General features: G+C 60.3%; 17 protein-coding genes. 9 read left to right on the forward strand and 8 right to left on the reverse strand.

The window, feature by feature from the left end; translation table 11 throughout:
* The first annotated feature begins 57 nt into the window (after window positions 1-57).
* Window positions 58-498, forward strand: a complete 441-nt coding sequence (locus tag D1222_RS10185; protein ID WP_119454165.1) for a BLUF domain-containing protein — start codon at window positions 58-60, stop codon at window positions 496-498.
* On the opposite strand, the gene purN is transcribed toward D1222_RS10185, so the two are convergent.
* Together purN and purM are read right to left on the reverse strand one after the other, a co-directional pair.
* Window positions 476-1,069, reverse strand: a complete 594-nt coding sequence (purN, locus tag D1222_RS10190; RefSeq protein WP_119454166.1) for a phosphoribosylglycinamide formyltransferase — start codon at window positions 1,067-1,069, stop codon at window positions 476-478. The genes D1222_RS10185 and purN overlap by 23 nt on opposite strands.
* Window positions 1,066-2,091 (reverse strand): phosphoribosylformylglycinamidine cyclo-ligase, encoded by a 1,026-nt coding sequence (gene purM, locus D1222_RS10195; protein WP_233348664.1) that lies wholly within the window; start codon window positions 2,089-2,091, stop codon window positions 1,066-1,068. Before purM ends, purN begins: the two co-directional genes overlap by 4 nt.
* A gap of 110 nt (window positions 2,092-2,201) precedes the next feature.
* Here purM and D1222_RS10200 point away from each other — a divergent pair, with 110 nt between their 5' ends.
* Genes D1222_RS10200 through D1222_RS10215 form a run of 4 tightly spaced genes read left to right on the forward strand, consistent with a single transcriptional unit; the run spans window position 2,202 to window position 7,652 of the window.
* Entirely contained in the window at window positions 2,202-3,218 is a 1,017-nt protein-coding gene (locus D1222_RS10200; protein ID WP_119454168.1) for a hypothetical protein, read from the forward strand.
* A gap of 5 nt (window positions 3,219-3,223) precedes the next feature.
* Window positions 3,224-3,934 (forward strand): HdaA/DnaA family protein, encoded by a 711-nt coding sequence (locus D1222_RS10205; protein WP_119454169.1) that lies wholly within the window; start codon window positions 3,224-3,226, stop codon window positions 3,932-3,934.
* A 23-nt stretch (window positions 3,935-3,957) separates the two neighbouring features.
* A complete protein-coding gene (locus D1222_RS10210) occupies window positions 3,958-6,156 on the forward strand; it encodes an RNA degradosome polyphosphate kinase (protein ID WP_119454170.1) in 2,199 nt (732 codons plus the stop codon).
* Window positions 6,153-7,652: a Ppx/GppA phosphatase family protein gene (locus D1222_RS10215; RefSeq protein WP_119454171.1), complete on the forward strand. Its 1,500-nt coding sequence runs from the start codon at window positions 6,153-6,155 to the stop codon at window positions 7,650-7,652. The genes D1222_RS10210 and D1222_RS10215 overlap by 4 nt, the downstream gene beginning before the upstream one ends.
* A 21-nt stretch (window positions 7,653-7,673) precedes the next feature.
* Here the strand turns inward: D1222_RS10215 and rnd are convergent, their stop codons facing one another.
* Window positions 7,674-8,840, reverse strand: a complete 1,167-nt coding sequence (rnd, locus tag D1222_RS10220; RefSeq protein ID WP_119454172.1) for a ribonuclease D — start codon at window positions 8,838-8,840, stop codon at window positions 7,674-7,676.
* A gap of 88 nt (window positions 8,841-8,928) precedes the next feature.
* Here rnd and aspS point away from each other — a divergent pair, with 88 nt between their 5' ends.
* On the forward strand, window positions 8,929-10,764 hold the full coding sequence (aspS, locus tag D1222_RS10225; RefSeq protein ID WP_119454173.1) for an aspartate--tRNA ligase: 1,836 nt from the start codon (window positions 8,929-8,931) through the stop codon (window positions 10,762-10,764).
* Window positions 10,765-10,827: 63 nt separating this feature from the next.
* Here aspS and D1222_RS10230 read toward each other — a convergent pair whose 3' ends face one another.
* The 3 genes from D1222_RS10230 to D1222_RS15875 all read right to left on the reverse strand — a co-directional run bounded on the left by D1222_RS10230 (window position 10,828) and on the right by D1222_RS15875 (window position 14,525).
* Window positions 10,828-11,607, reverse strand: coding sequence for a pentapeptide repeat-containing protein (locus tag D1222_RS10230; protein ID WP_119454174.1), 780 nt, complete (start codon window positions 11,605-11,607; stop codon window positions 10,828-10,830).
* A gap of 81 nt (window positions 11,608-11,688) precedes the next feature.
* Window positions 11,689-12,177, reverse strand: coding sequence for a pentapeptide repeat-containing protein (locus tag D1222_RS10235; RefSeq protein ID WP_119454175.1), 489 nt, complete (start codon window positions 12,175-12,177; stop codon window positions 11,689-11,691).
* Window positions 12,178-12,245: 68 nt separating this feature from the next.
* The gene (locus D1222_RS15875) at window positions 12,246-14,525 is read right to left on the reverse strand and encodes a TSCPD domain-containing protein (protein ID WP_233348666.1); all 2,280 of its coding nucleotides are present in this window, start codon (window positions 14,523-14,525) and stop codon (window positions 12,246-12,248) included.
* A 166-nt stretch (window positions 14,526-14,691) separates the two neighbouring features.
* On the opposite strand from D1222_RS15875, the gene D1222_RS10245 reads away from it, so the two are divergent.
* The 3 genes from D1222_RS10245 to D1222_RS10255 are packed head-to-tail and all read left to right on the forward strand — an operon-like array spanning window position 14,692 to window position 16,335.
* Entirely contained in the window at window positions 14,692-15,081 is a 390-nt protein-coding gene (locus tag D1222_RS10245; protein ID WP_119454176.1) for an NADH:ubiquinone oxidoreductase subunit NDUFA12, read from the forward strand.
* A complete protein-coding gene (locus D1222_RS10250; RefSeq protein WP_182481947.1) occupies window positions 15,074-15,730 on the forward strand; it encodes an MlaD family protein in 657 nt (218 codons plus the stop codon). The genes D1222_RS10245 and D1222_RS10250 overlap by 8 nt, the downstream gene beginning before the upstream one ends.
* A complete protein-coding gene (locus D1222_RS10255; protein WP_233348668.1) occupies window positions 15,727-16,335 on the forward strand; it encodes a DUF2155 domain-containing protein in 609 nt (202 codons plus the stop codon). Before D1222_RS10250 ends, D1222_RS10255 begins: the two co-directional genes overlap by 4 nt.
* On the opposite strand, the gene aat is transcribed toward D1222_RS10255, so the two are convergent.
* Window positions 16,260-16,928, reverse strand: coding sequence for a leucyl/phenylalanyl-tRNA--protein transferase (aat, locus tag D1222_RS10260; RefSeq protein ID WP_119454178.1), 669 nt, complete (start codon window positions 16,926-16,928; stop codon window positions 16,260-16,262). The genes D1222_RS10255 and aat overlap by 76 nt on opposite strands.
* A gap of 24 nt (window positions 16,929-16,952) precedes the next feature.
* Window positions 16,953-18,293, reverse strand: coding sequence for an acetyl-CoA carboxylase biotin carboxylase subunit (accC, locus tag D1222_RS10265; protein WP_119454179.1), 1,341 nt, complete (start codon window positions 18,291-18,293; stop codon window positions 16,953-16,955).
* Window positions 18,294-18,299 lie beyond the last annotated feature (6 nt).

Below are 18,299 nucleotides of genomic sequence, written 5' to 3' on the forward strand. Positions count from 1 at the left end.
CAAGTTAACCGTTATCGCGCGATAGTTGATTCGTCTGAGCCTGGAGGATCCGCGCGGATGAAACGTTTGATCTATCTGTCGAAAGCCCGCCCGTCGCTGCGCGATGATGCGCTGTACGACATGCTTGCCGCTGCGCGCGACCATAATCGCGACGCATCAATCACAGGTCTGCTGATCCATCAGGAACAGCTCTGTTTGCAAGTGATTGAAGGCGACGAGGCCGCCGTTCGCGATTGCTATGCCCGCATCCGGAGGGACTGGCGCCACGAAAACTGTCAGGTGATCTTCCATGACGACGTGCCGGGCCGGATGTTCACAGGCTGGCCGCTCGCTTACCGGGCTGGACGTGATCTTGAGCGCGGGCAGGTCCGTCAGCTGGCAGACATCGTCGAATGTGCGACGCGTCTTGCGGCAAAGCCGACCGATTCCGATCGCTGGGCTATGGATGTGTATCTGCGGGCATTGATCGACAGCTTCAGCGCACTGACGGTGCAGTAATCATTCTGCAAGCGTCAGCAAGCGCGCGCGGGTAAAGCTCGTGCTCGGCAATCAAGACGCGTGCGGCCAGGCTATCCGGCGTATCGCCGGCCTTCACGGGCACGCGGGACTGTCCGATAATTGCGCCCTCATCGACGCCTTCACTGACCCAGTGCACCGTGCAGCCTGCTTCGCTATCGCCTGCCTCAATCGCGCGGGCGTGGGTATCAAGTCCCGGATAGGCGGGAAGCAGCGAGGGGTGGATATTCACCATCCGGCCTTCCCATTTGCCGACGAACCATGGCGTCAGCACGCGCATGAACCCGGCGAGCGCAATGATGTCGATCTCGTGCTGCGTCAGCGTCTCGTGAAGCGCTTCCTCAAAGGCGCGGCGGTCATTGTATTGCTTGTGCGGAATAAGCGCAGCTTCGACGCCGAAGCGCCTTGCGGTCTCAAGCCCCGGCGCACCTTCCTTGTTCGCGATCACCAGTCTTGGCTTTGCCGGATACGCCTCACCCACAGATGCGTTCAGCAGGCTCTCCATATTGGAGCCGCGGCCTGAAATCAGGATGCCGAGATTGAGCCGGGTCATGCGGGAACGAGATCACCAATGACAACCGGATTCTCGCCGACAGCTTCGAGGTCTGCGATCGCACGTTCTGCCTGATCAGGTGAGACGGCGAAGACGAGACCAATGCCCATATTGAAGGTGCGGTGCATCTCGTCCTCGGCGACGTTGCCTTCTTCCTGAAGCCAGCGGAAAATATCCGGCAGCGGCCAGGCCGCCCGGTCGAAACGCGGGGTCACGTCATCCGGCAGCATGCGAGGCACGTTCTCGGTCAGGCCGCCGCCCGTGATGTGAGCAAGCCCCTTGATCCGCTCATTGCGGATCAGCGGCAGCGCGGCGTGAGAATAAAGACGCGTTGGCGTGAGCAGGGCCTCGCCAAGCGGTTTGTTGCCGAACGGTGCAGTCGCATCCCACTTCAGACCTGTCCGCTCCACGATCCGGCGGATGAGCGAGTAGCCATTGGAGTGCGGGCCAGAAGACGCAATCCCGATCAGGACGTCACCGGCTTTCATTTCGGCAAAGCGAGGCAGGACATTCTCACGCTCAACAGCCCCGACGACAAACCCCGCAAGGTCATAGTGGCCCGGCGGATACATGCCCGGCATCTCGGCAGTCTCACCACCAACCAGCGCGCAACCGGCCTGTCTGCAGCCTTCAGCGATACCGGAAATCACGGCCTCGGCAATGCCCGCATCGAGCTTACCGCAAGCAAAATAGTCGAGGAAGAACAGCGGCTCTGCTCCCTGCGCCAGCACGTCGTTCGCGCACATGGCAACGAGGTCGATCCCGACCGTGTTGTGGATGCCGGTTTCGAAGGCCAGCATGAGCTTTGTGCCCACGCCATCCGTGCCGGAGACGAGGATCGGATCCTTCCAGTTCTCCTTTTTCAGGTCGAACAGCGCACCGAAGCCACCGAGGCCGCCCATGACGCCTGCACGACGTGTTGCCTTGGCCAAAGGAGAGATCGCATCGACGAGGCGTTCGCCTGCCTCAATGTCGACACCAGCGTCCTTATAGGAGAGAGAGGGTTTGTCTTTTGAAGTCATGGGCAAGCGCGTTACCATGTGGATGAATGTTCGGCCAGCCGACATGGCGGTTCCATCGTGCCAGCGGCCTTGCTAAGGACATTTCCAACCGGAGTCGGAAAGGCGACCAAATGACCAGACGAATCCTTCTGATGTTTGCTGTGGTATTTTTTGCGGCAGGCACAGCGGCGGCCCAGCTGCGCGATATCTATACGATCCGGGAGATCGAAGTCGAGGAAACCGCTGGCAGCGTGATCCAGGCCCAGCAGGAAGCCTTCGCCTCCGCTCGCGTCAAAGGCGCCTACCGGCTCTTCGAACGCCTCACGCTCCCTGAGGACCGCTCCGGCAAGCTTTCCTCAGGCGCGGTCAGCGCGGCGGTTGCAAACCGTCTCGCTGTGGCAGTCGACGTTGAAGAAGAAGAGCGCGGCGGCGGCAAATATGTCGGCAAGCTCGCTGTGGTCTACAATCCGACCAATGTTCGCGAATTCCTGGATGAACGCTCGATCCCCTATATCGATCAGCTGGCGCCGAAATCAGTTGTCTTCCCGGTCCGCAGCTCTGCGAACGCCGTTGCATGGAACTCAGCCTGGCCGAATTCTTCGCGCGGACGACTTGCGCCATTCGATACATCCCGCGGCACGTCGGCGACGACCTCTTCTGTCTGGCGGGAATTGCAGGGCGACGTCATGGCGGCAAATGCCCGCCGCGCCATCAAGGCAGAGCTTCTTGGCGATGCGGGTAGCTACCGCGTCCGTTTGATCAGCGTCACGGCTGCGGGCGAAACCGATCTCGGCACGACAGGGTCAGCTGCCACACTGGAAGCGGCCGCTGAAAACGCCGCTGACCTTCTTGATACCGTCTGGAAGCGTTCGGCGATCATCCGTTCGGGTGAGCGCACGCCGGTTGAGGCTACCGTTCTGTTTACATCGCTTCCTGAGTGGAATTCGCTGCGCAGCGCGCTGGCACGTTCCCCTCTGGTGTTCGGCTTCGAGATTGTCGGCCTTTCGCGTCAGGGCGCCGTGGTGCGGTTTGCCTATGCAGGTGAACGTGACCAGTTCATTGCCGGTCTGCGTGAGCGCGGCCTCATGGCCGACACTGACGATATGGGCTGGGTGATGACCTCTGCGGTAACGCGCGCGCCGAGCTAGTTCTTGTGTCACGCACGGATCATCCCCAACGGAAAAGCCGTCAGCTCAAGTTCGAATTCCCCGGCAAGGGGCATACGCTGGACACGCTGGCGGTCACCGACGCCAACAGGACCGCGGTCGCGCTCCTGAAGCGCTGGCCTGACTGGCGCACAGCCGCGTTCTGCCTCGTGGGGGATGAACTGTCCGGCCTGACGACAGCTGCTCAAGCCTGGTGTGAGCTCGCTGGCGGTTCGATGCTGGGGGCGAAGGCGCTATCCAAGCTTTCGCACAAGAAGATCGACGCAATCGCGAGCACGCCTGTTGCCGTTGACCGGGCCGATCTTGTCGAGAATGACGATAACCTCCTGTCACTCATCAACCTGTCTGCCAGTCATGGCGGCTCATTGCTACTGACAGGCCGCGTTCCACCTGCCCGCTGGCGCACACGACTTCCCGATCTGCAATCGCGGCTTAGCGCGATGACCTTGATTGAGCTTGGGCCGCCGGACGATGAAATGATCTCGATCCGTCTCAGGGCTGCAATGAAACGCCGCTATCTGAAACTGCCGGACGAGGTGGAGTCCTATCTGATCATCCGGCTCGAGCGTAGCTATGCGGCCATTGAAAACTTCGTGGAAAATCTTCACGAAATGAGTGACGGGCGTGAGGTAACAGTTCCTCTCGCGCGGGAAATTCTGGACGAGATGGACGGCACGCGCCCGCTATTTGAAGACTAGATGGGACAGACAAGAGGCAGTCGATGAGCACGACCGAAACGACGTCCCCGGCAAAAGCGTCCGCGCGACCCGATAAACCGTTGATGGAGCAGCCCCAGCGCTATCTGAACCGGGAACTGTCCTGGCTGAAATTCAATGAGCGCGTGCTCGAAGAAGCGCACAATATCTCGCATCCGCTGCTGGAGCGTCTGCGCTTCCTGTCCATCTCCGCCAATAACCTCGATGAATTCTTCATGGTCCGCTATGCTGGCCTGCGCGAGCAGCTACGTGCTGGCATCATGCGTATCAGCCAGGAGGGGATGACGCCGTCCCAGCAGGTTGAAGCCATCGAGAAACAGTCAGCGAAACTGATGGAGTCCCAGCAGGCCTGCTGGCGAGAGCTGCGCGGTCTGCTCGATGAAGAGAAGATCGAAGTCAAACGGATCGGCGAGCTTACCAAGACTGATCTTGGCTGGTTGCGTGATCACTTCGAGAGCCACGTCTTCCCGATCCTGACGCCGCAGGCGGTCGATCCGGCTCATCCATTCCCATTCATTCCGAACCTTGGCTTCGCGGTGGCTTTCCAGCTCGTGCCAGAAAGCACGGGCGAGGCCATGGTCGGCCTTGTGCCCATGCCGGCTTTCTCGCCGCGCTTCATTCGCCTGCCGGACAGAAACCGACAGTCGATCCGGTTTGTCCGCCTTGAAAGCGTCATCGCGACCTTCATGGACATGCTGTTTCCAGGCTATCGCTCCCTCGGGCATTGCGTCTTCCGCATCGTTCGCGACAGCGATATCGAGATCGAGGAAGAGGCCGAAGACCTCATCCACGAATTCGAGATCCTGCTGAAGCAACGCCGGCGGGGCCGGATCGTACGCATCCATATCGATGGCGACGCGCCCGAAGAGCTCGAGAAATTCATCACCCGCGAAATCGGCTCAGAGCCCCGCGATGTGATGATCCTTCATGGCCTGCTTGGCATGAAGAACCTCTCAGAGCTTATCATCGAAGACCGGATGGACCTGCAGTTCAAACCGTATGAACCGCGCTATCCCGAACGTATCCGCGAGATGGGCGGGGATTGTTTTGCCGCCATCAAAGCCAAAGACTTTGTCGTCCACCATCCGTACGAGTCGTTCGATGTCGTTATCCAGTTCATCCGTCAGGCGGCGATTGACCCGGACGTGGTGGCGATCAAGCAGACCCTCTACAGAACAACGCTGAACTCACCTATCGTCGCGGCGCTGCAGGAAGCGGCTGAGATGGGCAAGAACGTCACGGCTCTGGTCGAGATCAAGGCACGCTTCGACGAGGAGACAAACCTGCGCCTCGCCCGTGATCTGGAGCGGGCAGGGGTGCAGGTCGTCTATGGCTTCCTCGACTACAAGACCCACGCAAAGGTCTCACTCGTGGTGCGACGCGAAGGCGGTAAGCTTGTTTCCTACACCCATTTCGGAACGGGCAATTACCACCCCGTCACGGCGCGGATTTATACCGACCTTTCGCTCTTCACGTCTGACCCGGCCCTTGGCCGCGATGCAAACAAGCTTTTCAACTACATCACAGCTTACCGCGAGCCGCCTGAAAAGGCACCGGATTTCGACAAGATCGCCATGTCGCCCCGCACGCTTGAACCATACCTCGTCGAGATGATCGACCAAGAAGCGGAGAATGCGAAAGCCGGTAAGCCGAGCGGTGTCTGGGCGAAGATGAATTCGCTCGTCGATGGCGATGTCATCGATGCGCTTTACCGCGCCAGTCAGGCAGGCGTGCCGATTGTCCTGATTGTGCGCGGAATATGCTGCTTGCGCCCCGGCGTCCCCGGCCTGTCGGAAAACATCCAGGTCAAAAGCCTGATTGGCCGCTTCCTCGAACACTCGCGGATTGTATGCTTTGCGAATGGTGAGAATTTGCCATCGGCACGGGCGAAGGTGTGGATTTCCTCGGCTGACTGGATGCAGCGAAACCTCAAACGCCGCGTGGAAGCGCTGGTCCCGGTTGAAAACCCGACGGTGCATCGTCAGGTGCTGAACCAGATCATGATCGCAAACCTCAATGACGACGAACAAAGCTGGGAGATGGACGGCGACGGCGAGTTCCACCGCCTGCGCCCACCAGAGCGCGGCAAGGGGTTCAGTGCGCACCGCTACTTCATGGAGAATCCGTCGCTGTCGGGTCGCGGCAACGCACTGGTCGTCTCGATCCCGCCGAGGCTCGCGCCGAAGAAGCGGGGCTCTAAATGAGGCTAGCGCTGCAGCCTGAAAAAGCTGCCGTTGTAGATATCGGCTCCAACTCCGTCCGGCTCGTCATTTACGAGGTCACGGGCGCTGCGGCGCTTCCTTACTTCAACGAGAAAGTGCTGGCCGGGCTAGGACGAGGTTTGCCAGAGACGGGCAGGCTGTCGCCCGAAGGTGTTGTCGAAGCCGTTGCAGCCATCCGGCGTTATCGCGCGATCCTGACAGGTCTTGGCGTGACGCAGGTGACGGCAGTCGCCACGGCGGCGGTCCGTGATGCAGAAGACGGACCTGAATTTGCGCGCATGGCTGCGACCGAGCTGGGTGCGCGCCTTCGTATCCTCCCCGGCCCGGAAGAGGGCCGCCTTTCAGCGCTTGGGGTGCGCACAGGCTTCGACCAGCCGGATGGGCTTGTCGGCGATCTGGGCGGCTCCAGCCTAGAATTCCAGCCCATCTCGCCAGCAGGTCAGGACGGGCAGGGCGAAACTCATAAGCTCGGGCCGTTCGCCATGCCGCAGGGCGCTGATTTGAAGCCAGCGGAGCGGCGCAAGGCCATCCGCAAGGTCCTGAAATCGTCAGAGTTGATCAATCAGGGGCATCGCCGGCTTTATGCGGTGGGTGGGTCGTGGCGAGCGCTGGCCAGCATTCACATGGATATGAAGGCCTATCCACTTGCCATTTTGCACGGCTACCGCATGACAGGCCCTGCGATCCGATCCGTCGTACGGACCGTGCTGGCCACACAACGCGACAAGGAACTAGCGAGCCGTATATCCAGCCTTGTCGGGCGTCGCTACGACACGATCATCCATGCCGCGCTCGTCCTTGATGAAGTCTTTGACGCGGGCGGGTTCAAGGAAGTCCTGATTTCGGCGAATGGCCTGCGTGAAGGTGTTCTCTTTGACCGCGGCGAAAAACTTCTTTTTGAGACCATGCGCGAACCGTTCGGCGATGCGCTGATTGATGGCACGATCGCCTTCCTGAGGCTTGAAGCCTCGCAGCTCGCCTTTGGTGAGGCGCTCTACAAATTCATCAAGCCGGTTCTGCCAAGGTCGCATGCGCGCCAGCGCCTATTCAGGGCAGCCTGCCTGATGGCTGATTGCGGTGGGCGATTCCATCCCGATCACCGGGCGGACATGGCCTATTACCTGATCCTGCGCTCTCCCATTCGCGGGATCACGCATGATGAGCGCGTGCTTCTCGCCCACGCGACGGGCGCGCGCTACACGCACAAATTCCAGCGCCCGAAGCCGTTTGCGCGGCTCGGCCTCGAATCTGATGATCAGCTGGCCCGGATCATGGGCGCTGCCATGCGACTTGGGGCGGTCTATTCCGGGCGTTCAGCGCCGCTTCTCAAACAGGTGAAACTGAAAACCTCAAAGTCGAAACTGATCCTTGAGGTTCAGCCGGGCTGTGAGGACATGATTTCCGGCACGGTGAAGAAGCGGTTCGAGCAACTCGCTACCTTCATGGATCTCGACGCGCAGATTGTGACTGCTGATTAAGCTAAGCCGACGAATGCGCGCTTATTGTTCGAACAGCCGAACCTGACCGTTCTCAAAAGATAGCGCGAGTTTGCCTGTGAGCAGCGCGCGCGCCTTCTTGCCGAACACATCATAGCGCCAGCCAGTCAGGGCCGGGATGTCCTTGTCCGTCTCGCCGCGCGCAATCCGTTCGATGTCGGCAGCGTTCGCGATCAGACGCGGGACGACATCCTCGTCTTCGCTGACATACTTCAGAAGAACTTTCAGCATCTCTGGCGCGCCAGCGGGCGTCTGCGGGTTCTGCTTGCGTGGTGGAGCCGGTGGGGCATGCGCGTCAGGGTCTGCGAGCGCGGTTTCAACGGCGCGCATCAGGCCATCTGCATTGCGTGACCGGATAAAGCCCTTCGGTACGGCGCGCAGCCTGTCGAACGCCTCTTCCGATTTCGGCTTCTGGTCCGCGATTTCTTGAATAGCGTCATCCTTCAGGATGCGACGGCGCGGTCGGTCCAGCGTCTGGGCCTGACGCTCGCGCCATTCAGCGACAGACGCGAACACGGCAAGGTATTCCTTGTGCGTCTTGCGGACTTTTAGTCGCTGCCAGGCATTTTTCGGATCGGTGTCGTACAGCGCCGGGTCAGAGATGCTGTCCATCTCTTCGGCGATCCATTCCATCCGACCACGCTTTTCAAGCTCGTCGCGCATCCAAAGATAGGCGTCGCGCAGATGGGTGACGTCGCCAAGCGCATAATCAAGCTGCTTGTCCGACAGGGGACGCCGCTTCCAGTCGGTGAACTGGCTCGACTTGTCGATATGACGGCGAAGCACGCGCTGGATCAGATTGTCGTAGGAGATAGAATCGCCAAGGCCGAGCGCCATGGCGGCGACCTGCGTGTCGAAAACCGGGGCAGGCGGCGTACCGATCAGCTTATTGAAGATTTCCATGTCCTGCCGGGCCGCGTGGAACACCTTTACGCGCGAGGTGTCGGCCAGAAGGTCGAGGAAAGGTTTGAGATCGATCCCATCTGCCTTCGGGTCGATCACGCCTTCGACACCGGGCGCAGACGCCTGGATCAGGCAGAGCTCTGGCCAGAAGGTCGTCTCACGGTGAAATTCGGTATCGACACAGATGAAATCGCTCGCCGAAAGCGAATCGCAGAACTTTTGCAGCTCTTCCTGCTGTGTAATCGGCGTCAGCGTCTTGTCAGTCATGGCGCGCACGCGTATCGCATCCGCACAACAATGGCGAGGGGAAGGTTCACAAATCCTCTCAGGCCTCAAGAATCCTCGGAGTGAGAGAATGCACGCTTACCGCACCCATACTTGCGGCGAACTCACCAAGTCTGATGTCGGCGCCACGGTCAAACTTTCTGGCTGGCTGCACCGCCGCCGCGAGCATGCCGGCGCCCTGTTCATCGATCTGCGCGACCATTACGGCCTGACGCAGGTTGTGGTGTATCCGAATGCAGCCTTCTACGAAGACGCCAAGCGCGCGACTGCCGAAAGCGTGCTGACGGTCACCGGCAAGGTCATTGCGCGCGACGCTGAAGCGGTGAACCCGGAGCTGCCGACCGGTGAGGTGGAGCTTCCTGCCGAGACGCTGAACATTGAAAGCGCCGCAGCCAAGCTGCCGCTGCCCGTGTTCGCAGAGCCTGATTATCCAGAAGAAATCCGCCTGAAGCATCGTTATCTCGATCTTCGCCGTGAGACGCTGCACAAGAACATGATCCTGCGTAGCCAGATCATTGCGAGCCTTCGCCGCCGCATGATCGAACAGGGCTTCACCGAGTATCAGACGCCAATCCTGACGGCATCCTCGCCTGAAGGCGCGCGCGACTTTCTCGTGCCATCACGCCTGCACCCGGGTGAGTTCTATGCCCTTCCGCAGGCGCCGCAGCAGTTCAAACAGCTGCTGATGGTGTCGGGCTTCGACCGCTACTTTCAGATCGCGCCATGTTTCCGCGATGAGGATGCGCGCGCAGACCGTTCACCGGGTGAGTTCTACCAGCTCGATATCGAGATGAGCTTCGTTGAGCAGGAAGACGTCTTCCAGGCGATCGAGCCTGTGATGCGCGGCGTCTTTGAGGAGTTCGCAGACTGGCAGGGCAAGGGTCGCACCATGCCGGAAGGCCCGTTCCCGCGCATTCCATACGCCGAAGCGATGGCGAAATATGGCTCTGACAAGCCTGACTTGCGCAACCCGATCGAGCTTGTCGACGTCACTGACTTCTTTGCTGATGACAGCAAGACGGGCTTCTCCATCTTCGCGAAGATCATTGCAGGTGGCGGCAAGGTTATCGCCATTCCGGCTCCAAAGGCGGCCGAGCAGAAGTCCCGCAAATTCTTCGACGACCTCGACAAGTGGGCGAAGAAGGAAATGCAGGCACCCGGCCTTGGCTATGCGCGCCTGAAAGAGGCCGATGGCGGCGGTGTCGACAGCCAGGACCCTGTCCTGAAGAACTTCGACGCCGATCACCTGAAAGCCTTCCTTGAGCAACTCGGACTTGGCGCCGGCGACGGTATCTTCTTCTCAGCTGGCAATCACGACGCCGCTTACAAGCTGGCCGGCGCTGCCCGCAACAAGGTTGGCGAAGAGCTGGAGCTGATCGAGCAGGGCATCTTCAAGTTCTGCTGGATCGTCGATTTCCCAATGTATGAGTGGGACGAGGACAACAAGAAGATCGACTTCTCGCACAACCCGTTCTCCATGCCACAAGGCGGTATGGAAGCGCTGGAGCAGGCTGATACGGTCGAGAAGCAGCTTGAGCTGAAAGCCTTCCAGTACGACATCGTCTGTAACGGGGTTGAGCTGTCCTCCGGCGCGATCCGGAACCACCGCCCTGACATCATGCTGAAAGCGTTTGAGCTTGCTGGCTATGGCGCAGACGTCGTCGAGGCAGAGTTCGGCGGCATGCTGAACGCGTTCCGCTACGGCGCCCCGCCGCATGGCGGCATCGCGCCGGGCGTTGACCGTATTGTCATGCTGCTCGCTGAAGTCGACAATCTGCGCGACGTCACGCTGTTCCCGATGAACCAGCAGGCACGCGACCTGATGATGCAGGCTCCATCGCCAGTCGATGACAAGCAGCTTCGCGAGCTTCACATCCGTCTGGCCCCACAGGCCAAAAAGGACTGAGCGCGGGCCGGCTTGATTGTCGAGAAATGGAAAAGCGCCCTCTGACTGTTCAGAGGGCGTTTTTTATTGGCCAGCTGTCTGGATCAGGCCGCCGCGCAGCTCTTCAGCTCCTGGTAGCCGTACAGCCTGACAGGACAGCAGCGCGATCCCTGCGGGTACGTTTGTGTTCTCACCTGCGCAACTGCCTTCGAAATTGGTGCTCTCGAGGCCGGTCGCGCCTTCAAAGCTGACATTGATCAGCCGGATATTGGTAATGCGCGCACCGTGCAGGTCTGCATTGGCGAACGAGGTCCCGTTCAGGATTGCGTTATTGAACTGCGCTTCACGCAGGATCGCACCATTGAAAATCGCGCCGGTCAGATTGGCGCCGGTGAAATCTGTTCCCGACGCGCGTGCACGCGAAAAATCTGTCCCCGTCGCGTTCGCTACGCCAAGGCGTGCGCCGGTCAGGTGAGTGTCTGAAAGTGAGGCACCTGAGAGGTTCACATTGAGCAGGCTGGCCCGCTCAAAACGGGACCCTTCGAAACGTGTATTGGACAGTCTGGAGCCGTCGAGGGTCGCGCGGCGGAAATCAGTACCCTTCGCCATGGCGTCCGACAGGTCGATATTCAGCGCCCGCGTGCCACGCAGGAAGGCGCCTGAGACGTTGGCTTTGGGATAGTGCGCTGCCGAGATATCCCCGCCCGACATGTTACGTCCGCGAAGGTCGCAGCTCACGCAGGAGCCGCCATAGGAGGGGGCCCAGGAGACGCGCGTCGACTTTGACTGCGCGTTTGCCGCGCCGGACGCGGCTCCGCAAGCAGCAAGTGCCAGAATGACAGACAAGCGACTAAATCTAAGCATGCAGCGTATTTACGAGGTCTGGAGCCTGCTTTGAACTGAATTCCCGGTAATGACTGTAAACAGATGCAGGGGTGTGTCTCTCTAGCCGCACCGAGGGATGGTCAGCCCGGCAGGCAGGCGCGTTGCCTGATCACCGCATGCCTGACGCAATTGTCCTTGCGTCAGGCCTTTGGCGAGGCGGAAGTCTGCGCCGGACAGATTCGCACCGGCAAGGCTGGCGCCCGCAAAGTTCGAAGACCCGAAATAACCACCGACCAGTGTCGCGCTCTCAAGGTTCGCATTCGAGAAGTTCGAAGCGTTGAACCGCACGCCGAACATGTTGGTGACCGAGAGGTTGGTGCCGCGCAGATTCCAGTTGTCGAAGGTGGACAGCTGCATGTCGCTCTGGCGAAGGCGCGCACCTGAGACGTTGATATTGGCGATATCCAGATAGGCAAGATCTGCCTGGAAGAGGTTGCATCCGGGGCAGGATTGGCCGCTCCGCACCTTGGCGATCTCGCTGGCGTCCTGTGCCGTGGAGGGCAGGGCGAGGGCGGCAAACGCGAAAGCGGTCAGGAAATGTTTCAGCATGGCACACCTGTGGAGCTGGGAATGAGACTTACCCGGCTCTCACGCAATCGCGCTGCCAGATTCCCCACTTAGTTGAATCCGGATTCAGACCGTGTCGGCTCATTACACGTCGCACAATGGGCCACTCGCTCGTCGCCGGTTGCCATCAGGGTGAAGCTTGAACAGTTCGGGCACGGGTCGCCTAGATAGTCTTCTTCGTCCTCATCCTCCTCGCTGGCGGAGGCAGATGCTGCTTCGTCGCGTTCAGCGCGCTTGCGCTCAAGAATGACGATATTGTCTGGCAGCTGTCCGCGAGAGAAGCCGCGCGAGATAAATTGCACCGCCTCATCGGGCAGCGGTTGTGGGCCTTCGCGCGTGCCATCCTTCAGGCCGCGGCCAAGGCCATCATGGCTCACATCGTCGCCAAGTTCAGCAAGGTCATCACGGCGCAGATAGGAGATGGCCAGCTCCCGGAAGATATAGTCGAGGATCGAGGTCGCCTTGGTGATGCGGTCATTGCCCGTGACCTCGCCTGCCGGTTCGAACCGGGTGAAGACAAATGCGTCGACATATTCGTCCAGCGGCACGCCATATTGCAGGCCGAGCGACACGGCGATCGCAAAATTATTCATCAGCGACCGGAAGGCAGCGCCCTCCTTGTGCATGTCGATAAAGATCTCACCGAGTGCGCCATCGGCAAACTCGCCAGTGTGCAGGTAGACCTTATGGCCGCCTACGGTCGATTTCTGGATGTAGCCTTTGCGGCGGTCTGGTAGTCGCGTGCGGCGGGCAGGCTTGCCGGTCGCGTCGAGGCCATCCGCGCCAATGCCTGTGTGGGTCATCGCCCGGGCCTCTTCGGCGTGAAGGTCTTCGGCAAGCTCCATGATCGCGTTCATACGGTCTGATGCTGCGCCGTCTTCGCTGCGGTCCCGCGCGCGAAGATAGAGCGCGATGCCAGCCTCAAGGGCTGCGGTGCGGTCGTCATGCTCTTCCCAGTCGCTTGCATCGACGCAGACCAGCGCGCCGCTGGCTGCCAGCGGCACGGCGACAGCGAACTCGAATGCGCGGGGAACGGGCAGTGTGATGCCATGCTTGAGCAGCACTTCGCGTGCAATCGTTTCCGAAGCGGCACTGACGGCCGCATCTGCAGCGGCGATTTCATCATCCGAAAAGCCGATCATCCGGAGCAGTGGGCGCCCATCGGTATCAAAGCTTTCCGGCGCAAGCTTAAGGCGCGACGCGATGACATCATCGCCCAGCACCCAGCGTGAGAAGGCCGCGCCAAGTGGCAGACCCTCCTTCAGCGCATTGCGCACGCGGATGATCGCTTCGGCTGAAAAACCGCGTGCCTTCAACGCGTCGCTGTCGATGCCGTCCAGCCTGTCGAGGTCACAGCCTGCATCGAGCGCGCTGCGCAATTCGTCTGCGGCTTCAGGTGAGAGGCGCAGCAGCGCCGTGATGGCGGCTGGCGAAGGGCTTGCGCCTGCTTCTTCGGCGGCCTGCACAAGCGCAATCTCGCCCGACAGGCCGTCGCTTGTGGGCGCAAACTCGGTCTCATCGCTTGCGCGCAGCGGCATGGCAGCGAGGCGGAGGCCACTAACAGGTTTGAAATCATCTACGCTCGCGCCAAGAAGCGCCGCTGTTTCAGCAGAGAGCTTCCAGCCCGATACGAGACAGGCAAGCGCCTCACAAAGCGCGCGGCCGTTTTCAACAAATGACGCCTCGTCTGTTGCGCCGAGGGCGAGTGCGCCCGCCGCCACACCGTGGAGGACGACCACCACAGCCTCGTCCGGCACAAGCTGCGGAAGCGCCGACAGTGTGTCATGCAGCAGGCTGGCTTCCAGGCCCTGCTCGGAGATGAATGCTGAAACGTCCACCGCGCAGGCTGGCATGTCGCCAGAGGGGACAGCGCCCGGCCAGACGCTGAGGCTGATTCCTTCGTCGAGGGCGTGATCCGCCAGTGTCGGGACATCCAGATACTGTGACGCTTCGAGACCGATGGGCAGATGTTCGTCTGCGGCCATGGCGCTGCTCCTCAGCCAGCGCTCAAGCCCCGGAAAACCTTCGGGGTGGATAATGCCCGCTTCGATCATCTGCGCTGGCAAGCCTGCGTTCAGTGCTTCGGCCAGCTCTGCATTTTTCGGGGCAACACCCAGCTGCTCGACCAGATCGGCGAGACCCAGCCGTGCTTCCTTTTCGAGCCGCTCGCTTGTGCGCGAATCCATCGCCTCACGAAGCGCAGCCGTTCCGTCTGCGGCAAAACGCCTTTGCGGCAGCAGGACAAGCGTCTCCAGAGGCAGGACCGGACTGACGCGTCCTGACTGCATTGCATCGCGGAAGACCTTGTCTGCATGCTGCTGTCGGCTCATATCGTCTATCTCTCGCATCGGTGTCGGCCGGTCCTCTTCATCGCCAGATGGGTGATGCAGAAGGCTTGACGGCCCGTTACAGATATTGTGAGCCGATCCATAACTGGATTCGCCGCAGGACCTGCTCCATATTCCAGATTGCGCACAGAAGTTTCAGGATCGCGATATGCTCAAACTCTTCACCTGGTGGAATGGCGTCACGCTTGGCGGCCTGTTCGACATCAAACGCCGTAGCGACTTTGTCGGCACCGATGACTACGGCAACAAATACTATGAAGACCGCAAGGTCTCCATTGAGCGCCGCAATCGCCGCTACGTGGTCTATAAGGGCCTCGCTGAGCCGTCCAAAGTTCCAGCTGAGTGGCATGGCTGGCTACACTACACGCTGGATGAGCCACCGACGCAAAAGCCGCTCGATCGCCGTGCTTGGGAAACCGATCACAAGCCAAACATGACAGGTACGCTGTTTGCCTACCGTCCAAAAGGTGCGCTCAGCGAAGGCGGCACACGCCGCAAGTCGGACGCCGATTATGAGGCATGGACCCCAGATGCGTGAATCAGCTCTCGAAACAATTATCGGCGCTGCCGTGCTTGGCGTCGCCGCCGTCTTCATGTGGTTCGCGATCGGCAATGGCACTGATCGCGCAGAGGCTTCCTCCGGCACAGTAGAGCTTGGCGCGCGTTTCAACAGTGCCAAGGGGATCAATGTCGGCACTGAAGTCAGCATGGCCGGCGTGAAAGTTGGCACGGTGCGCAACATTCGCCTGAACACCGAGCGCGCCGAAGCGCTCGTGACGCTCGCTATCAGCCGCGATCTCGTACCCCTGGAAGATGGCACCACGGCACGTATCCAGTCCGAAGGTCTTCTGGGCGGCAATTACATCAATCTTGAGCCGGCATCCGGCTTTGGTCAGATCGAACCTTGCCCGCAAGGCGAGGAGCTTTTCGGCGAGAGCGGTTGCGGCGAGATCCTGTACACGCAGGGCAGCGTCGACCTTCTGACGCTGATGGCATCCTTTGCGAGCGGCGGCGGCGATGACAGCTCATCCTCGTCTGGCTCCTATGATGATGCGATGGACGCGCCAGCGCCTTCGAGCACTGACACCAGCGCGCCTGAAGATGATGCCGATCTCGACACAGAATCTCCGGAATCAGATGGCTCTGTCAGCGAGACCGACGAAGAACCGGCAGGAGACACAGAGTGAAACGCCTTTTCTGCACCGCAGCCATAGCCGCGCTGACCCTGAGCGGGGCTGCCGCGCAGGAAGAAACCACTTTCGACGAGACCGCAACTGACGCCATGACGGCTGAGGATGAGGCGCTCGAAGAGGAAGAAGAGGCGAGTAACGCGCCGACTTATTCTCAAGAGCGGATGGCAACGCTACGGGCGCTGGACAAGATTACAGGTCGTTCTGCTGACTTTGAGATCGAGGTTGGCGAGCCGATCGTCTTTGGCGTCCTCGAAATTGATCTTAAGGTCTGCTTCCAGACGCCGCCTGAAGAGCCGCCGGAGAGCGCAGCCTTCCTTCAGATCGAAGAAGCCGACTATGTTGAGACCAATACGCTTACCGAGCCGCGCCTTGCCTCAGAGGTTCGCGCCGAAATGAGCGACGTCGAAGCACCTGCTGATGCGCCTGCGGTGACTGAAGCTGATGAAGAAGAAGAGGCTGGTCCGCTCTTCTCCGGCTGGATGTTTGCGTCGACACCCGGTCTCAGCGCACTCGAACACCCTGTCTACGATGTCTGGGTAATCAGGTGCAAACAGCCTTCGCCAGAGAGCCTGTCCTCGCCAGTCGTTCCTGACGAATAGAAGTCGCCTTCATGCGATAGCGCCGATTGCAGGCGCGCCATGAAGTCAGCCTTCTTCATCTCGATCAGTCCGAACTGTTCGAGGTGCGGATTGTGAAACTGTGCGTCCAGCAACTCATAGCCACCCGCGATAAGCCGCGCGACGAGGTGAACGAGGGCGATCTTCGACGCATCTGTCGCGCGGGAGAACATGCTCTCGCCAAAGAAAGCCGCGCCGAGCGATACCCCGTACAGGCCGCCTACCAGCTCTCCATCCTCGTCCCAGCACTCAACCGAGTGGGCATAGCCGCGCTTGTGGAGTGAGCTGTAGAGGTTCTGGATCGGCACGTTGATCCAAGTGGTCGGCCGATCAGGCGTATCTTCGGCGCAGCCTTCCATGACGCGGCTGAAGGCTTGGTCGATTGTGACGCGGTACGGGTCCTTGCGGACCGTCTTGCGCAAGCGCCGTGGCACGTGAAACCCGTCGAGCGGAAGAACGCCCCTGATCTCCGGAGAGATCAGGAACAGATTCATGTCCTCGCGCGAATCGGCCATGGGGAAGACGCCCTGCCGATAGCAGTCGAGCAGCATGTCCGCATTGAACCGGTCTGACATGTATCCAGCGTTCGTTGGGGCCGCCTATTTGGCTGCGAGGAAGCGCTCCAGCCAGTGAATGTCGTAATTGCCGTCCACGACGTCCTGGGCTTCCACGAGGCGCTGGTGCAGCGGCAGCGTCGTGTTGACCCCGCCAACGACCATTTCGTCGAGCGCGCGGCGCAGACGCATGATGCACTCATTGCGCGTGCGCCCATGCACGATCAGCTTGCCGATCAGGCTGTCATAGTTTGGCGGGATCCGGTAGCCGGCATAGGCCGCGCTATCGAGCCGCACATCCGGGCCGCCCGGTGCGTGGAAATCGGTGATCGTGCCGGGGGACGGCGCAAACGTCTCAGGGTGCTCGGCATTGATCCGGCACTCAATGGCATGGCCAACCAGCATGACGTCTTCCTGCGTAAAAGACAGTTTCTTGCCATCGGCAATGCGAATCTGTTCGCGCACCAGGTCGATGCCAGTGATCATTTCCGTCACCGGATGCTCCACCTGCAGACGGGTGTTCATCTCGATGAAGTAGAAGTTGCCGTCCTCATAGAGGAATTCCATCGTGCCTGCGCCGAGATAGCCAAGCTTCTCGACAGCGCGGGCAACGATGTTGCCGATCTCTTCGCGCTGCGCCTGATTGAGGGCAGGGGAAGGCGCTTCTTCGAACACTTTCTGGTGACGGCGCTGCAGCGAGCAGTCGCGTTCCCAGAGGTGGGCGACATTGCCATGACTGTCGGCGATCACCTGGATCTCGATATGGCGCGGCGTGCCGAGATATTTCTCGAGATAGACTGCATCATCGCCAAAAGCAGAACGTGCCTCGGTTTTGGCTGCGCGGATCGCGCTTTCGAGCTCTTTTTCGGTCTTGGCAACGCGCATGCCGCGGCCACCGCCGCCAGCAGCTGCCTTGATCAGGACCGGATAGCCGATCTTCTTAGCGATCTTCTTGGCGTCGCCAATGCTGTTCACGCCGCCATCGGAGCCCGGAACAACCGGCACACCAGCGTCGATCATCGCCTGCTTGGCGGCGATCTTGTCGCCCATGGTGCGGATGTGCTGCGCCTTGGGGCCAATGAATTTCAGCCCGTGCGCTTCGACCATCTCCGCGAACTGTGCGTTCTCCGAGAGGAAGCCGTAGCCCGGGTGGATGGCATCAGCATTCGTGATTTCTGCGGCGGCGAGAATTCGCGACTTCTTCAGATAGCTTTCAGAAGACGGCGCCGGTCCAATGCAGACGCTCTCGTCGGCCAGCCGGACTGCCATTGCATCCCGGTCAGCCTCTGAGTGCACGACAACGGTCGCGATGCCCATTTCCTTACAGGCCCGGTGAATGCGCAGGGCGATTTCGCCGCGATTGGCGATAAGGACTTTCTCGATCATGCCGCT

This window comes from Henriciella algicola, assembly GCF_003576245.1.
GTDB classification, from domain to species: domain Bacteria; phylum Pseudomonadota; class Alphaproteobacteria; order Caulobacterales; family Hyphomonadaceae; genus Henriciella; species Henriciella algicola.

Bases quoted from the DNA above. Each gene is read 5' to 3' on its own strand.
- D1222_RS10185 (WP_119454165.1), top strand. From the start codon at position 58: ATGAAACGTTTGATCTATCTGTCGAAAGCCCGCCCGTCGCTGCGCGAT.
- purN (WP_119454166.1), bottom strand. From the start codon at position 1,069: ATGACCCGGCTCAATCTCGGCATCCTGATTTCAGGCCGCGGCTCCAAT.
- purM (WP_233348664.1), bottom strand. From the start codon at position 2,091: ATGACTTCAAAAGACAAACCCTCTCTCTCCTATAAGGACGCTGGTGTC.
- D1222_RS10200 (WP_119454168.1), top strand. From the start codon at position 2,202: ATGACCAGACGAATCCTTCTGATGTTTGCTGTGGTATTTTTTGCGGCA.
- D1222_RS10210 (WP_119454170.1), top strand. From the start codon at position 3,958: ATGAGCACGACCGAAACGACGTCCCCGGCAAAAGCGTCCGCGCGACCC.
- D1222_RS10215 (WP_119454171.1), top strand. From the start codon at position 6,153: ATGAGGCTAGCGCTGCAGCCTGAAAAAGCTGCCGTTGTAGATATCGGC.
- rnd (WP_119454172.1), bottom strand. From the start codon at position 8,840: ATGACTGACAAGACGCTGACGCCGATTACACAGCAGGAAGAGCTGCAA.
- aspS (WP_119454173.1), top strand. From the start codon at position 8,929: ATGCACGCTTACCGCACCCATACTTGCGGCGAACTCACCAAGTCTGAT.
- D1222_RS10230 (WP_119454174.1), bottom strand. From the start codon at position 11,607: ATGCTTAGATTTAGTCGCTTGTCTGTCATTCTGGCACTTGCTGCTTGC.
- D1222_RS10235 (WP_119454175.1), bottom strand. From the start codon at position 12,177: ATGCTGAAACATTTCCTGACCGCTTTCGCGTTTGCCGCCCTCGCCCTG.
- D1222_RS15875 (WP_233348666.1), bottom strand. From the start codon at position 14,525: ATGAGCCGACAGCAGCATGCAGACAAGGTCTTCCGCGATGCAATGCAG.
- D1222_RS10245 (WP_119454176.1), top strand. From the start codon at position 14,692: ATGCTCAAACTCTTCACCTGGTGGAATGGCGTCACGCTTGGCGGCCTG.
- D1222_RS10250 (WP_182481947.1), top strand. From the start codon at position 15,074: ATGCGTGAATCAGCTCTCGAAACAATTATCGGCGCTGCCGTGCTTGGC.
- aat (WP_119454178.1), bottom strand. From the start codon at position 16,928: ATGTCAGACCGGTTCAATGCGGACATGCTGCTCGACTGCTATCGGCAG.
- accC (WP_119454179.1), bottom strand. From the start codon at position 18,293: ATGATCGAGAAAGTCCTTATCGCCAATCGCGGCGAAATCGCCCTGCGC.